Origin of the sequence: Pseudomonas sp. KB_12, from assembly GCF_052114545.1 — a bacterium.
Taxonomy (GTDB): Bacteria; Pseudomonadota; Gammaproteobacteria; order Pseudomonadales; family Pseudomonadaceae; genus Aquipseudomonas; species Aquipseudomonas brassicacearum.
Window position 1 is genome coordinate 20,233 of the sequence record NZ_JBFREY010000027.1, and the last position, 15,073, is coordinate 35,305.

Sequence of the window (15,073 nt, forward strand, 5' to 3'; positions counted from 1 at the left end):
ACCCTGCCGATCGAAACGCATTTGTCCGCTTGTTTTCTACGCAGGTGACGTTTATACAATCGGCCCATGCATGGGGGTGTTTATCCTCCTTTAACATGACAAAAAGACGGGTGGAGGCGCTGTATTTGAAGGCGCTCCTTGTGGCGAGGGAGCTTGCTCCCGCTCGAGTGCGCAGCGCTCGCAAGTTTTTGGGGCCGCTTCGCAGCCCAGCGGGAGCAAGCTCCCTCGCCACAGGTGAGTGCTGATCCTTCCTTTTATATTCGCAGCAAGACGAGGCCCCAGTGGAACAAGAAGCCTGGCAGGTATTGATCGTCGAGGATGACCAGCGTCTGGCCGAGCTGACCCGGGAGTACCTCGAAAGCAACGGGTTGCGTGTCGCCATCGAAGGCGACGGCGCGGTGGCGGCGGCGCGGATCATTGCCGAGCAGCCGGACCTGGTGGTCCTGGACCTGATGCTGCCCGGCGAAGACGGCCTGAGCATCTGTCGCAAGGTGCGCGGGCATTATGACGGGCCGATCCTGATGCTCACCGCCCGCACCGACGACACCGATCAGATCCAGGGCCTGGACCTGGGCGCCGATGACTACGTCTGCAAGCCGGTTCGCCCGCGATTGCTCCTGGCGCGTATCCAGGCCTTGCTGCGGCGCAGCGAACCGGAGCCGAGCGCCGCGCAGAAGCCGCGACGCCTGCAATTCGGCCCGCTGGTGGTCGACGACGCCCTGCGCGAAGCCTGGTTGCAGGGCGACGGTATCGAGCTGACCAGCGCCGAATTCGACCTGCTGTGGCTGCTGGTGTCCAATGCCGGGCGCATCCTGTCCCGGGAAGAAATCTTTACCGCCCTGCGCGGCATTGGTTATGACGGCCAGGACCGTTCCATCGACGTGCGCATTTCACGCATCCGCCCCAAGATCGGCGACGACCCGGACCATCCACGGTTGATCAAGACCATTCGCAGCAAAGGTTACCTGTTCGTTCCTGAAGCCTGCGTAGACCTGGCACCGTGAATTCGATCTTCCTGCGTATTTATGGCGGCATGTGTGCGGCACTGGTGCTGGTGGCGGTCCTCGGTGTACTGGCCTTGCACCTGCTCAACCAGACCCGCAGTGAGCAATACCGCGAGCGCCTGGCCCACGGCACGTTTTCGTTGATGGCCGACAACCTGCGGCCGATGAACGACACCGAGCGGCGGCGGGCGTTGCTGGTGTGGGAGCGCCTGCTGGGCATTCCCCTGGCGTTGCAGACCTTTGCCCAGACCGACCTCGACCTCGGCCAGCGCACCCGCGTACTGCGTGGCCAGGCGTTGGTCGAACAGACCGGGCCGCATGCGGCGAAAGTCTATCGGCTGGTCAGCGATGGCGAGCAACTGATGTTGGTGGGGGAAGTCCAGCAAATCAGCGAACAACTGGCCCGCGCAACCATTTACCTGTTGGCTGATGAGCTGGTGCGTTATCCGGTGGCCGAACAACCCAGACGGCTGGCGCAACTGGCGCAGGAAAAAGGCTTTGGTTTCGACCTGCGACTCATGACCGCCGAGCAGGCGGACATGGACGAAGACCAGCGCCGTCGTGTGTCCGAGGGCGATACGGTGATGGCGTTGGGCAAGGGCGGCGATTCCATCCGGGTCTTCGCCGGCATGGTCGGCACGCCGTGGGTGCTGGAGATCGGGCCGCTGTACCAGATGAACCCTTATCCGCCGCAATGGCTGGTGCTGATCGCGGCGCTGGGCTTGAGCCTGATCGGCTTGATCGTCTACCTGTTGGTGCGCCAATTGGAGCGGCGCTTGCGTGGCCTGGAGTCGGCCGCCACGCAGATCGCCCAGGGCAGCCTGGAAACCCGGGTGCCGGCCCGAGGCGCCGACTCGGTCGGGCGACTGGCCGCGGCGTTCAATGGCATGGCCGAGCACCTGCAGCAACTGTTGGCGATCCAGCGTGAGCTGGTGCGGGCGGTGTCCCACGAATTGCGTACCCCGGTGGCGCGCCTGCGCTTCGGCCTGGAAATGCTCGGCAGCGCCACCACGCCCCAGGCCCGGGACAAATACCTGGCGGGCATGGATCACGACATCGAAGACCTGGATCGGCTGGTGGACGAAATGCTCACCTATGCGCGGCTGGAGCAGGGTTCACCGGCCCTGAATTTCCAGCGGGTGGATCTGGATGCGCTGGTCAATCAAGTGATCGATGAGCTGGGACCATTGCGGACCGGGATCACGGTCGAGCGCGGTCTATGCCTGTCGGCCGCCGATTGCGACGGCGCCTGGGTCGAGGCCGAGCCACGCTTTCTGCATCGTGCCCTGCAGAACCTGGTGGGCAATGCCATGCGCCACGCCAGCTCCCGGGTCACCGTCAGCTACCAGGTGGGCCAGCTGCGCTGCCGGGTGGATGTGGAAGACGACGGGCCCGGTGTGCCGGAAGCGGCATGGGAGCGGATCTTCAAGCCCTTCCTGCGCCTGGACGACAGCCGCGCCCGGGCGTCGGGCGGCCATGGGCTGGGGCTGTCGATCGTGCGGCGGATCATCCACTGGCATGACGGCCGGGCGCTGATCGGCAAGAGCAAGAGCCTGGGCGGGGCGTGCTTCAGCTTGAGTTGGCCGAGGCATCAGGACAGGTCTTGATAGGTGGGGGGCCTGTACTGGCCTCATCGCGAGCAAGCTCGCTCCCACATGGGCATGCGTTCAACCTGTGGGAGCGAGCTTGCTCGCGATGAGGCCCTCGAAAACACCCAAGATCTCAGGCCCTGATCCCCACCAGGCTCAATAGCTGCCCATCCTTCACTCCAAACTGCGCCTGCAACTCACTGCCATGGCGCCACTCGGTCGACAGGTCCGTCAGCAGGCGCAGGCGCACTTGTCCGTCGCGTGTCCAATCCAGCACCTCGGCATGCTCGAAATAAAAGCTCTGCCTGACGATGGGGTACAGCGCCTTGAACAGGCTTTCCTTCACGGAAAAGGTCAGGGTCACCAGCAAGGCCCGGTCATCGCGGGCGAGCTTGGTCATGCGTTGCAGCTCTGGCGGGGTGAGGATTTCACCGGCCAGGCGTTCGGCGCGTTCGGGGTCGAGGAGGTTTTCCACGTCCATGCCCAGCCCTTGCCAGTGATCTTTTTTCGCGACGATGGCCGCTGCCCGACCCGTGCTGTGGGTGATCGAACCGCTGACATGGGCCGGCCACACCGGGGCGCGGTCTTCGCCGATGGCCGGCACGCAGGTCAGGCCGTCGAGCCGCTGCAACGCCGCCCGGGCGCAGATCCGCCCGGCCAGGAATTCTGCCTGGCGCTTGGCGACCGAGCGCTGGATGCTCGCCGGGGGCTCGATGGCACTGCTTGAGAAGTCGGCGCCCACCAGCAACAACGGGTCGAAGCGCGTGCTCAGCAGCACCGTATCGGGCAGGGCATCGGGCAATAGCCAGTGCTCGTCCAGGGGCGAGCAGCAGGCGGGTAGGGTAGGGAGTGTGTTCATGCCGGGCATTTTGCCGGGTTGGCCTGAGGCTGGGTAGTGGGGGGCATGTGTATGGAGCAGAGGCCGGCTCTTGTGGCGAGGGAGCTTGCTGTGGGAGCAAGGCTTGCCCGCGACGAAGGCGATGTGGTCCTCCAGAAAACGAGTTGCCTGGGTCGCGAGCAAGCTTTGCTCCCACAATTCCCTCGCCACAAGGGGATGTATCAGAAGATTTTCTTGAAGAACTTCTGCATATCCGCCCATGACTTCTCATCGGCTTCCTTGTTGTAGCCAATGTCCGGCCCGCCATGTTCGCCGTGGCTCAAACGGTCGGCATCGGGGTTGCTGAAGCCGTGCTTGGCGCCTTTGAGGCTGACGAATTTATAGTCGGCGCCGGCCTTGTCCATCTCGCTCTTGAACGCGGTGACGTTGTCCTGGGTGACCATGCTGTCCAGGGCGCCATGCTCGACCAGCATCTTGGCCTTGACGCTGCCAGGCGTTGCCGGGGTGTTGGTCACCAGCGCACCGTGGAAACTCACCACGCCGGCCAGCGGCACACCCTGGCGCGCGGCATCGAGCACCACCTTGCCGCCGAAGCAGTAGCCGATGGCGGCGAGTTTGTCCGGATCGGTCTGGGGTTGTTTCTTCAGCAGGTCGAGACCAGCCTGGAAGCGGGCACTGGCCGCCGCGCCGTCCTTGAGCGCCGCCTGCATGAAGGCCATGGCGTCGTTGGGGTGCTCGGTGTTCTTGCCGTCGCCGTACATGTCGATGGCCAGGGCGCTATAGCCCAGGCCCGCGAGGTCACGGGCACGGCGCTTGGCGTAGTCGTTCAACCCCCACCATTCATGCACCACCACCACGCCCGGGCGCGGGCCTTTGACGGCGTCGTCATACGCGTAATAGCCGATCAGCTTGGTGCCGTCGGCACTGGTGTAGGGGAGCTCCTGGGTCTGGATGGCGGCGTGGCTCACGCCGCTAATGGCCAGAAGTACAACAGCAAGCAGCCTGCGCATGATGGATCTCCTTAAAAAGTGCTGGGACAGGACACTCTAGTCGATTCATTCAGCGCAGGTTCAGAGAACGTTCAAGGGGTGTTCAGGGATCGCTGGTTAAGGTGACGGCGACTTCACAATTCACCCACGTTGCAAAGGAACTTGATCATGACTGCCATGAAAAAACTGCTGCTGGCTTTCACCGTGCTGGGCGCCAGTGCCCTGGCCCACGCCGATGACAACTTCGCCAGCCTGACCCTCGGCCAGACCAGCGACAAGGTGAAGAAATCCAACGCCTTGGACAACGCCCTGAACAACCCGAACGCCGACGGCGTCATCGGCAAGGACACCACGTATGGCCTGCGACTGGGCAAGCAAAACGACCAGGGCCGCTACTACGCCACCTACGACAACGTCTCGGGCACCCACAACGGCATCAAGCTGCGCCAGGAAAACCTGCTGGGCAGCTACGATGTGTTCTATCCGGTCACCAGCAGCACCAAGCTGTTCGGTGGCGGCACGGCGGGCCTGACCAAGCTGACCCAGGATTCTCCCGGCTTCAGCCGCGACAGCGACATCGGCTACGCCGTGGGCTTGCAGGGCGGCGTGCTGCAACAAATTTCGCAAAACACCTCGGTTGAACTGGGTTACCGTTACCTGCGCAGCAACGCCAGCACCGAGATGAGCCCGCACGGTGGCGACAAGGTTGGCTCGCTGGACCTGACCAGCAGCGCCCAGACGTACCTGTCCGCCAACTACACGTTCTAAGCGGTCGATGGTGAGCGTATCCAGCCGGATCGGTCGAAGACGATCCGGCGCCTTTCGTTGAAGTGCGCCGCACTGGATTGTTTGATTTGCCTGGGGAGAGGCTCCATGAAATTACTGGTCGTCGAAGACGAAGCGCTGTTGCGTCACCATCTGCAAACCCGTCTCACCGACAGCGGCCATGTGGTGCAGGCCGTGGCCAATGCCGAAGAGGCCTTGTACCAGATCCGGGAATTCAACCATGACCTGGCGGTGATCGACCTGGGCCTGCCGGGCATCAGCGGGCTGGAACTGATCCGTCGGCTGCGCTCGCAGGACAAGACGTTTCCGATCCTGATCCTCACCGCCCGCGGCAACTGGCAGGACAAGGTCGAAGGCCTGGCCGCCGGTGCCGATGACTACGTGGTCAAGCCGTTTCAGTTCGAAGAGCTGGAGGCCCGGCTGAATGCCCTGTTGCGCCGCTCCAGTGGTTTTACCCAATCGACCATCGTCGCCGGTCCGTTGCTGCTCGACCTCAATCGCAAGCAGGCGTCCCTCGATGAGGAACCGCTGGCGTTGACCGCCTACGAATACCGCATCCTCGAATACCTCATGCGCCATCACCAGCAGGTGGTGGCCAAGGACCGCTTGATGGAGCAGCTTTACCCCGATGACGACGAGCGTGATCCCAATGTCATCGAAGTGCTGGTCGGGCGCCTGCGTCGTAAGCTGGAAGCGCCGGCTGGCTTCAAGCCGATCGATACCGTGCGCGGCCTGGGCTACCTGTTCAACGAGCGCTGCCAGTGATTCGTTCGCTTCGCCTGCGGTTGATGCTGGCCGCCATGACCCTGGCGGTGCTGTTCATGCTGGCACTGTTGCCGGCCATGCAGGGCGCGTTCAGCCTGGCATTGCAGGAGTCCATCGAGCAACGCCTGGCCTCGGACGTGACCACGCTGATTTCCGCCGCCCGAGTGGAAAACAACCGCTTGAAGATGCCAGTGCAGTTGCCCGATGAGCGCTTCAACCTCGCCGATGCCCGCCTGCTGGGCTACATCTATGATCGCGAGGGGCGGTTGGTCTGGCGCTCGAAGGCCACCCAGGAAGAGAACATCAATTACACGCCGCGTTATGACGGCCAGGGCAACCAGTTCGCGCGCATTCGCGAGAACGACGGCCAGGAGTTTTTTGTCTATGACGTCGAGATCAAGCTGCTCGGCGGCCAGAGCGCGGCGTTCAGCATCGTCACGCTGCAACCGGTGCGCGACTACGAAGTGACCCTGCAGGGGCTGCGGGACAATCTCTACCTGGGCTTTGGCGCGGCCTTGTTGGTGTTGCTGGCGCTGTTGTGGATCGGCCTGACCTGGGGCCTTCGGGCGCTGCGGCGCTTGAGCCAGGAACTGGACGAAATCGAAAGCGGGGCCCGGGAAAGCCTCAGTACCGAACATCCCCGGGAACTGTTGCGCCTGACCGGCTCCCTCAACCGGCTGCTGTACAGCGAGCGGGAACAACGCAGCCGTTATCGCGATTCCCTCGATGACCTGGCCCACAGCCTGAAGACCCCGTTGGCGGTGTTGCAGGGCGTCAGCGAGGACATGGCCCGGCGCCCCGAGGACCGTGGACAGGCTTGGGTGCTGCAATCCCAGATCGAGCGCATGAGCCAGCAGATCGGCTACCAGTTGCAGCGCGCCAGCCTGCGCAAAAGCGGGCTGGTGCGTCATCAGGTGCGCTTGCGCCCGGTGCTGCAAAGTCTGTGTGACACCCTGGACAAGGTCTATCGCGACAAACGGGTCAATGTCAGTTTCGATCTGCCGGAGCACTGCCAGGTGCCGATCGAACAGGGCGCCTTGCTGGAGATGCTCGGCAACCTGCTGGAAAACGCCTATCGGCTGTGCCTGGGCGAGGTGCGCGTCAGCGTGCACCAGACCCTCGGCGGCACGGAGTTGAGTGTCGAGGACGACGGGCCGGGGGTGCCACCGGATCAACGTGCGCGGATTCTCCAGCGGGGCGAGCGACTGGATCGCCAGCATCCGGGGCAGGGGATCGGGCTGGCCGTGGTGAAAGACATCATCGAGAGCTACGGCGCCAAGTTGACCCTGGGGGATTCAGAGTTGGGCGGGGCGGCGTTCAGGATTCATTTTCCGGTGGTTTGACTGGAGTGTTTTCGGTGTGTGTGCGGGCCTCTGTGGCGAGGGAGCTTGCTCCCGCTCGAGTGCGCAGCGCTCGCAAGTTTTTGGGGCCGCTTCGCAGCCCAGCGGGAGCAAGCTCCCTCGCCACAGGAGACGGTGGATACACCACAGAAGTTGGATGTCACCACTCAGTTCTCCAACTCCCTGTAAGCCCCCGGCGTCAGCCCCGTCCACTTCTTGAACGCCCGGTGAAACGCCGATGGCTCTGAGAACCCCAACTGCTCGGCAATCTGCTGCAACGACAAGTCCGCCCGCCCCAGATGGTAGATGGCGATATCCCGCCGCAGCTGATCCTTGAGTTCCTGGAAGCTGGTGCCTTCCTCACGCAAATGCCGGCGCAAGGTCTGCGGGCTGATGTGCAGATGGCCGGCGACGGTGTCCAGGTCGGGCCAGCGGGCGGTGTCGCGGCTGAGCAGGCGGCGCAGTTGGCTGCTCAGGCTGTGGCCATCGTCCGGGCGCGACAGCAGGTCGGCGGGGGAGCGTTCGAGGAAATGCTTGAGGGTGCGTTCGTCCTGCAGCAGTGGCATATCCAGGTAACGGCTGTGGAACAACAGGCTGCTGCTGCGCGCTTCGAACACCAGCGGACAGGGAAACAGCAGGTCGTATTCGGCACCGTGGGTGGGTTTGGTGTAGCCGAAGGTCGCCTGTTCCAGGCCGATCCGCTGGCCGATCAGCCAACTGGCTAGGCGATGCCAGACTACCAGCAAACTTTCAGTCAGGAAGTGATCCGGGTCCCACAGCGTCGAATCGTCCAGCACCAGCCGCACTCGCTCGCCTTCGACTTCCAGGGTCAGGCTCGGCGCGTCGGGGAACAGGCTGTAGAACAGCAAGCCGCGTTGAAGGGCCTTGCCCAGGGTCCTACAGTGGATCAACGCGTGACACATCATGGCAAACGTCCCGGGTTTACTCGCAGCCCTGCCGAACCCCAGGTATTCGTCCCCCAATGCCAGCCACAGCGCCTGCAACAGGCGCGCGAACTGCTCGGGTGCAATCCGTGCGCGCGGCTCATCCAACAGCTCTGGGCTGATGCCCAGCTGTTGCAGCAAAGGCAAATAGTCGAAGCCTTGCCGACGCGCGCCGCCCAGGGCAGCGCGGGCGAAGTGGCTGGCGATCGTGCGTTGGCGCATGGCTGAAGTCCGTCCGTTGAGCGGGCGATGGTAGCAGGGGAGGGAGGCTGAACAAGGCGGATATCCGCCAAATCCCGGAACAGTAAACGGTCTGTAGGCGGAAATCCGCCACCTTATACACCTCGTTTAATCCATGTGAAATCCGCTAACCCGTCTGCTATACCGGATGTAGGGGGGTTCGCAAAAATGGCACGCGCTTTGCGATGGGTTACGTAGGTCTGCCGCGTGCAGCCGACAAAAAACAAATCCCTCCAGTGCAGGAGGGTTCGCAATTGAGGTGCCGTAGGCGACAGGTGGATGTCGTCAAACGGGACTCTTGAGGAAGGTTTGCCATGACGACTCGTCAGCCACTGTACAAATCCCTGTATTTCCAGGTGATCGTAGCCATTGCCATCGGTATTTTGCTCGGCCACTTCTACCCACAGACCGGTGTTGCCCTCAAGCCATTCGGCGACGGGTTCATCAAACTGATCAAAATGGTCATCGCTCCCATCATCTTCTGTACCGTTGTCAGCGGCATCGCCGGCATGCAGAACATGAAGTCGGTGGGCAAGACCGGCGGCTACGCGCTGCTGTACTTCGAAATCGTTTCCACCATCGCCCTGCTGATCGGCCTGGTCGTGGTCAACGTCGTGCAACCGGGCGCCGGCATGCACATCGACGTAGCGACCCTGGACACCAAGCAGATCGCCGGTTTCATTGCGGCAGGTAAAGACCAGAGCATCGTTGCTTTCCTCCTCAACGTGATCCCTGGCACCATCGTTGGTGCGTTCGCCAACGGCGACATCCTGCAGGTGCTGATGTTCTCGGTGATCTTCGGTTTCGCCCTGCATCGCCTGGGTGCCTATGGCAAGCCGGTGCTGGACTTCATCGATCGTTTCGCCCACGTGATGTTCATCATCATCAACATGATCATGAAGCTGGCTCCGCTGGGTGCGTTCGGTGCCATGGCCTTCACCATTGGCGCCTACGGTGTCGGTTCGCTGGTGCAACTGGGCCAGCTGATGATCTGCTTCTACATCACCTGCTTGGTGTTCGTGCTGGTAGTACTGGGCGCCATCTGCCGCGCCCACGGCTTCAGCGTCATCAAGCTGATCCGCTACATCCGTGAAGAACTGCTGATCGTGCTGGGTACTTCCTCGTCGGAATCGGCCCTGCCTCGCATGCTGATCAAGATGGAACGCCTGGGTGCCAAGAAGTCGGTCGTAGGCCTGGTCATCCCGACTGGCTACTCGTTCAACCTCGACGGTACTTCGATCTACCTGACCATGGCCGCGGTGTTCATCGCCCAGGCCACCGACACCCAGATGGACATTACTCACCAGATCACCCTGTTGCTGGTGCTGTTGCTGTCGTCCAAAGGTGCGGCTGGCGTGACCGGTAGCGGCTTCATCGTACTGGCCGCCACCCTGTCGGCCGTGGGCACCTTGCCGGTGGCCGGCCTGGCACTGATCCTGGGCATCGACCGCTTCATGTCCGAAGCCCGCGCCCTGACCAACCTGGTGGGCAATGCCGTCGCCACGATCGTGGTTGCCAAGTGGGTCAAGGAACTGAACGTAGATCAACTGCACACCGAGCTGGCTTCCGGTGGTCGCGGTATCTCCGACGTTCGTGAAGATGACGAGCAGATCGCGTCGGCGCAGATTGCAGCGGCTGAGTCCTCTGCTCCAGGCGCTGTGAAGTAATCTTCAGGCTGCAATGAAAAACCCGCTTCGGCGGGTTTTTTCATGGGCCGGAGTTCTCGGGGTGAGAGTGCTTTTGCGCCGAGGGGATGTATCCCACACTCTGTGGGAGCAAGGCTTGCCCGCGATGCAGGCGATGCGGTCTTTCAGAAGTCGAGGCGTCTGTTTCGCGAGCAAGCTTTGCTCCCACAGCCCTGCGTCGCCACAAAGGGATCTGCGCCAGCCGTGAGCGCAATGGTCATCTCCTGTGACAGCTGCGGTAATTGCCCCACCCCCCATCCCTGCCTAGTCTTCAACCATCACCCTCTCGGAGATCGCCCATGCAAGGCCCACTGGCATCGCTAAAGGTTCTGGACTTCTCGACCCTGTTGCCCGGCCCGTTCGCCTCGCTGTTGCTGGCGGACATGGGGGCCGAGGTGTTGCGCATCGAGTCGCCGACCCGCCAGGACCTGCTGCGGGTGCTGCCGCCCCACGATCAGGGCACCTCGGCCAGCCACGCCTACCTCAACCGCAACAAACGCAGCCTAGCCCTGGACCTCAAGCAACCGGAAGCGTTGGCGGTGGTCACGCAATTGCTGAAGGACTACGACATCCTGCTGGAACAGTTCCGCCCCGGCGTGATGGAGCGACTGGGCCTGGGGTACGAGGCCTTGAAGGCGATCAATCCGCGGCTGATCTATGTGTCGATCACCGGCTACGGCCAGACCGGGCCCTACAAGGACCGCGCCGGTCACGACATCAATTACCTGGCCCTGGCGGGGCTGGCCAGCCACACCGGCCGCGCCGACAGCGGTCCGTTGCCGCTGGGGATCCAGGCGGCGGACATCGCCGGTGGTTCGTTGCACGGGGTGATCGGGTTGTTGGCGGCGGTCATCGCCCGCCATCAAACCGGTCAGGGGCAGCATCTTGACGTGAGCATGACTGACTGTGTGTTCAGCCTCAACGCCATGGCCGGTGCCGGTTACCTGGCCTGCGGTGTCGAGCCGGGTTGGGAAAAGCAGATGCTCAACGGCGGCAGCTTCTATGACTATTACCGCACCCGCGATGGTCGCTGGATGTCGGTGGGTAGCCTGGAGCCGGTGTTCATGCAGGCGCTGTGCGAGGCCTTGGGGCGGCCGGAACTGGCGGCCCAGGGGTTGTCGCCCAAGCCTGAACAACAACACGCCCTTAAGCAGGCGCTGCAAGGCGAGTTTGAAAAACACGATTTTGCCGAGCTGTGCAGCCTGTTTGCCGGGATCGATGCCTGCGTCGAGCCGGTCCTGAGCCTGGAGGAAGCTGTTCGGCATCCGCAGTTACAGGCTCGGGAGCTGGTGACACAGGTGCCCCGCGGCGATGGTTCGAGCCAGGCGCAGATGGCTTGCCCGTTGAGATTTTCCGAAGGGTTGCCCGAGCCTCGGTATATTGGCGCGGAGTTGGGGGCGCATACGGATCAGGTGTTGGGGGAGTTGGGGTTTAGTGCGCAGCGGATCGCTCAATTGCGGGATGCCAAGGTGATTTTGTAGTGCCCTTTAGGGCCTCATCGCGAGCAAGCTCGCTCCCACAGGGGATTTGTGAACGCCGAAGATCCAGTGTGGGAGCGAGCTTGCTCGCGATGAGGCCAGCCCAGACACCACAAAGCCTGACTACTCGACCCGGGTTTCTCCACTGAACACCAAGGTATTGCGGCAGCTCCGGCACAAATACCGCCGCCCCTGGCGCACCAGGCTGTGGCGCTGGGCCGAGAACGGGAAGTCGCTGCCGTCGCAGGGGCATTTGTAGATGTAGCGGGTCACGCTGCGGCGTTTGATTTCGTAGGTGTGGCAGCGGTTGGGCGGTAGTTCGTACACCCCGCGCATGATCAGTTGCCATTCTTCGCCATGGGGCTGGATGCGTTCGCCAAACAGTTGATGGGCGATCAGGTGCGCGACTTCATGGGCGACGGTCTGCTTGAGGAAGTCTTCGGCGTTTTCCCGGTACAACTGTGGATTGAAGCGCAGCAGATTTTCATGCAAGTGCGCAACACCAGCCTTCTGGCCACGCAACTTGAAGCTGACCACTGGGCGTTTGAAAGGACGTTTGAAAAAGGATTCGGCTTGTTGGTAACACTCTTCGACGCGGGTATTGAGTTGCTCGAGCATGCTTTACGGGTCTCCAGAAGCCCGAGTATGCCGCAAGCGTCGGTCGTTGCGAATCGTCCAGGCGCCCAGTGGTCGTTTCGAGCGGCTCAAACACAGGAAGGCCGCCTTGCGGCGGCCTGTGTCGGCAGATCCTGCTTTTTTATTGGAGGGTACTATCGGGATCGTTTCAATCCTTCAATTGGTATAGACCGGGCCGACGCCGAGCCCCCAGACAATCACCGTGAACGCCATGATGGCGACCAGCACCACCAGGCCGACGGCGAGCACCGAACTGGAAAACAGAAAACCTTCGTCCTGGGGAATGTTCATGAACGTCGGCAAGCCCACATACAGCAGGTAGACCGTGTAGCAGATCGCCGCCGTGCCGACGATCATCCCCAGCCACATGTGCGGGTAGAGCGCCGCCAGGCCGCCGATGAACAAAGGTGTCGCGGTGTAGGTGGCGAACGCGACGCAACGGGCCAGGCTCGGGTTGGCGTCATAGGTGCGGGCCATCCAGTGGATGAAGGCGCCCATCACTGCCACACCGCCCAACATGGCCAGGTACGACATGACGGTCATCCACAGCGCACTTTCCTGGGTAAGCATGACCGGTGCACGATTGCCAATGACCCATCCCACCTGCGTGGTGCCGATGAACGCCGATATCGCGGGAATGGCCGCCAGGATCAGCGTGTGGGTGAGGTACATGTGGCTGATGCTTTCCTCCTGATCGCCACGGATTTCTTTCCATTCTTGATCAGGGTGGGTAAAGAGCCCCACGACATGATGGATCATAGTCAGTCACTCCTTTGTTATTGCCATCGCCCCCCAACGGAGCGCCTACGGGCCAAATGGCCGGGTAAGTGAAGGTCTGTAAGTGTGTGCGACCTTATGTCGCAGTATAGAAAGGAGTCACCCCGAGGGGGATGGGGGGCTTAGAGCAAATCGCGCTGTTGGCCGTGGTGCTAATCGCCGATGGGTCTGTACACAACCCTTGGCAAAGAAATTCACCTTGTAGCGAGGCGATTGTGGGAGCAAGGCTTGCCCGCGATGGAAGCGATGCGGTCTTTCAGAAACCGAGGCGTCTGTTTCGCGAGCAAGCTTTGCTCCCACAAACCCTGACCACAACAGTGGTGCATCAACTCTTCGCCGAAAGCCGGTTTTTGCGTAAAATGCCGGCCCTTCGTCACACCTCACGGATTTCGCGTCATGGGCACTCTTACGGTCAACCAGAACAAACTGCAAAAGCGCCTGCGCCGCCTGGCCGGTGAGGCGGTCGCCGATTTCAACATGATCGAGGACGGCGACAAGGTCATGGTCTGCCTGTCCGGCGGCAAGGACAGCTACACCTTGCTCGATGTGCTGATGCATCTGCAGAAGGTTGCGCCGATCAAGTTCGACATCGTCGCGGTAAACATGGACCAGAAGCAGCCCGGGTTCCCCGAGCATGTGCTGCCGGCTTACCTTGAGTCGCTGGGCGTGGAATATCACATCGTCGAGAAAGACACCTATTCGGTGGTCAAGGAACTGATTCCCGAAGGCAAGACCACCTGTTCGCTGTGCTCACGCCTGCGGCGCGGAACGCTCTACACCTTCGCCGACGAGATCGGCGCAACCAAGATGGCCCTGGGGCACCATCGCGACGACATCGTCGAGACCTTTTTCCTGAACATGTTCTACAACGGCTCGCTCAAGGCCATGCCGCCCAAGCTGCGCGCCGATGATGGGCGCAACGTGGTGATCCGCCCGCTGGCCTATTGCAGTGAGAAAGACATCCAGGCCTATTCGGATTTCAAGCAATTCCCGATCATCCCCTGCAACCTGTGCGGCTCCCAGGAAAACCTGCAACGCCAGGTGGTCAAGGAGATGCTCCAGGAGTGGGAGCGCAAGACGCCGGGCCGTACGGAGAGTATTTTCCGCGGCTTGCAGAACGTCATTCCGTCGCAACTGGCGGATCGCAACCTGTTCGACTTCACTAACCTGCGCATCGACGAAAACGCCACGCCGCGGTTCGTCAATGTGGTGAATCTCTGACTCTACCGATAGTTATTACGGCGCTTTCAAGCGCCGTTTTCATTTTTAACCCCCAGGAGAGGGCATGCGCGATTACAAGTGGCTGCACGAGTACTGTCTGAACCGCTTCGGTTCGGCGGCTGAACTGGAAGCCCGTCTGCCGGTGCCCAATACCCCGGCGCAACTGCGCAAGATCAGCGACGACCGCTACCTCTCGACCATGGCGCTGCGGGTCTTTCGCGCCGGGCTCAAGCACAGCCTGGTGGACGCCAAGTGGCCGGCGTTCGAGGAAGTATTCTTCAAGTTCGACCCGGAAAAAGTCGTGCTGATGGGCGCTGAGCATCTGGAGCGATTGATGCAGGATACGCGGATCATCCGCCACCTGGGCAAGCTCAAGAGCGTGCCGCGCAACGCGCAGATGATATTGGACGTGGCCCACGAAAAGGGCAGCTTCGGCGCGCTGGTCGCCGACTGGCCGGTGACTGACATCGTCGGCCTGTGGACCTACCTGAAAAAGCACGGCCATCAACTGGGCGGCCAGTCGGCACCGCGCTACCTGCGAATGATGGGCAAGGACACCTTCTCGCCCAGTTATGACGTCGTGGCGGCGCTCAATGCCCAGGACATCATCGACAAAGTCCCCACCAGCCAGCGAGACCTGGCGACGGTGCAGAATGCCTTCAACCAGTGGCATGAACAGAGTGGCGGGCGGCCGATGTCGCAGATTTCGATGATGCTGGCTTTCACCGTCAATCATTGAGACCGCGTCGCGGCCATCGCGAGCAGGCTCGCTCCCACACTG

14 protein-coding genes are annotated in these 15,073 nt (G+C 62.0%); 9 read left to right on the forward strand and 5 right to left on the reverse strand.

The window, feature by feature from the left end; all coding sequences use genetic code 11:
* Window positions 1-281 precede the first annotated feature (281 nt).
* Window positions 282-1,004, forward strand: a complete 723-nt coding sequence (locus AB4Z20_RS20430) for a response regulator (protein WP_253477285.1) — start codon at window positions 282-284, stop codon at window positions 1,002-1,004.
* Window positions 1,001-2,611: an ATP-binding protein gene (locus AB4Z20_RS20435; RefSeq protein WP_320389327.1), complete on the forward strand. Its 1,611-nt coding sequence runs from the start codon at window positions 1,001-1,003 to the stop codon at window positions 2,609-2,611. Before AB4Z20_RS20430 ends, AB4Z20_RS20435 begins: the two co-directional genes overlap by 4 nt.
* A gap of 115 nt (window positions 2,612-2,726) precedes the next feature.
* On the opposite strand, the gene AB4Z20_RS20440 is transcribed toward AB4Z20_RS20435, so the two are convergent.
* Together AB4Z20_RS20440 and AB4Z20_RS20445 are read right to left on the reverse strand one after the other, a co-directional pair.
* Window positions 2,727-3,452 (reverse strand): 4'-phosphopantetheinyl transferase family protein, encoded by a 726-nt coding sequence (locus AB4Z20_RS20440; RefSeq protein ID WP_442090495.1) that lies wholly within the window; start codon window positions 3,450-3,452, stop codon window positions 2,727-2,729.
* Window positions 3,453-3,652: 200 nt separating this feature from the next.
* Complete coding sequence (locus AB4Z20_RS20445; RefSeq protein WP_253477276.1) at window positions 3,653-4,441, reverse strand: dienelactone hydrolase family protein; 789 nt, start codon at window positions 4,439-4,441, stop codon at window positions 3,653-3,655.
* A gap of 147 nt (window positions 4,442-4,588) precedes the next feature.
* Here AB4Z20_RS20445 and AB4Z20_RS20450 point away from each other — a divergent pair, with 147 nt between their 5' ends.
* The 3 genes from AB4Z20_RS20450 (at window position 4,589) to AB4Z20_RS20460 (ending at window position 7,314) form a co-directional block, all read left to right on the forward strand.
* Window positions 4,589-5,188 carry a porin family protein gene (locus AB4Z20_RS20450; protein WP_253477273.1) on the forward strand — a complete coding sequence of 200 codons (600 nt, stop codon included), beginning with the start codon at window positions 4,589-4,591 and terminating at the stop codon, window positions 5,186-5,188.
* A gap of 105 nt (window positions 5,189-5,293) precedes the next feature.
* Window positions 5,294-5,971, forward strand: a complete 678-nt coding sequence (locus tag AB4Z20_RS20455) for a response regulator (protein ID WP_214509560.1) — start codon at window positions 5,294-5,296, stop codon at window positions 5,969-5,971.
* Entirely contained in the window at window positions 5,968-7,314 is a 1,347-nt protein-coding gene (locus AB4Z20_RS20460; RefSeq protein ID WP_442090496.1) for an ATP-binding protein, read from the forward strand. The genes AB4Z20_RS20455 and AB4Z20_RS20460 overlap by 4 nt, the downstream gene beginning before the upstream one ends.
* Before the next feature lie 164 nt (window positions 7,315-7,478).
* Here AB4Z20_RS20460 and AB4Z20_RS20465 read toward each other — a convergent pair whose 3' ends face one another.
* On the reverse strand, window positions 7,479-8,477 hold the full coding sequence (locus AB4Z20_RS20465) for an AraC family transcriptional regulator (RefSeq protein ID WP_442090497.1): 999 nt from the start codon (window positions 8,475-8,477) through the stop codon (window positions 7,479-7,481).
* 332 nt (window positions 8,478-8,809) lie between these two features.
* Between AB4Z20_RS20465 and AB4Z20_RS20470 the strand changes: the two genes are divergently transcribed.
* Together AB4Z20_RS20470 and AB4Z20_RS20475 are read left to right on the forward strand one after the other, a co-directional pair.
* Window positions 8,810-10,162, forward strand: a complete 1,353-nt coding sequence (locus tag AB4Z20_RS20470) for a dicarboxylate/amino acid:cation symporter (RefSeq protein WP_442090498.1) — start codon at window positions 8,810-8,812, stop codon at window positions 10,160-10,162.
* A gap of 317 nt (window positions 10,163-10,479) precedes the next feature.
* A complete protein-coding gene (locus AB4Z20_RS20475) occupies window positions 10,480-11,661 on the forward strand; it encodes a CaiB/BaiF CoA transferase family protein (protein WP_253477267.1) in 1,182 nt (393 codons plus the stop codon).
* Window positions 11,662-11,781: 120 nt separating this feature from the next.
* Here the strand turns inward: AB4Z20_RS20475 and AB4Z20_RS20480 are convergent, their stop codons facing one another.
* Window positions 11,782-12,276, reverse strand: a complete 495-nt coding sequence (locus tag AB4Z20_RS20480) for a SprT family zinc-dependent metalloprotease (RefSeq protein WP_003204703.1) — start codon at window positions 12,274-12,276, stop codon at window positions 11,782-11,784.
* Window positions 12,277-12,450: 174 nt separating this feature from the next.
* Entirely contained in the window at window positions 12,451-13,053 is a 603-nt protein-coding gene (locus tag AB4Z20_RS20485; protein ID WP_214509565.1) for a Yip1 family protein, read from the reverse strand.
* Window positions 13,054-13,467: 414 nt separating this feature from the next.
* Here AB4Z20_RS20485 and ttcA point away from each other — a divergent pair, with 414 nt between their 5' ends.
* A complete protein-coding gene (gene ttcA / locus AB4Z20_RS20490) occupies window positions 13,468-14,292 on the forward strand; it encodes a tRNA 2-thiocytidine(32) synthetase TtcA (RefSeq protein ID WP_063324743.1) in 825 nt (274 codons plus the stop codon).
* 64 nt (window positions 14,293-14,356) lie between these two features.
* Window positions 14,357-15,031, forward strand: a complete 675-nt coding sequence (locus AB4Z20_RS20495; protein WP_442090499.1) for a DNA-3-methyladenine glycosylase I — start codon at window positions 14,357-14,359, stop codon at window positions 15,029-15,031.
* Window positions 15,032-15,073 lie beyond the last annotated feature (42 nt).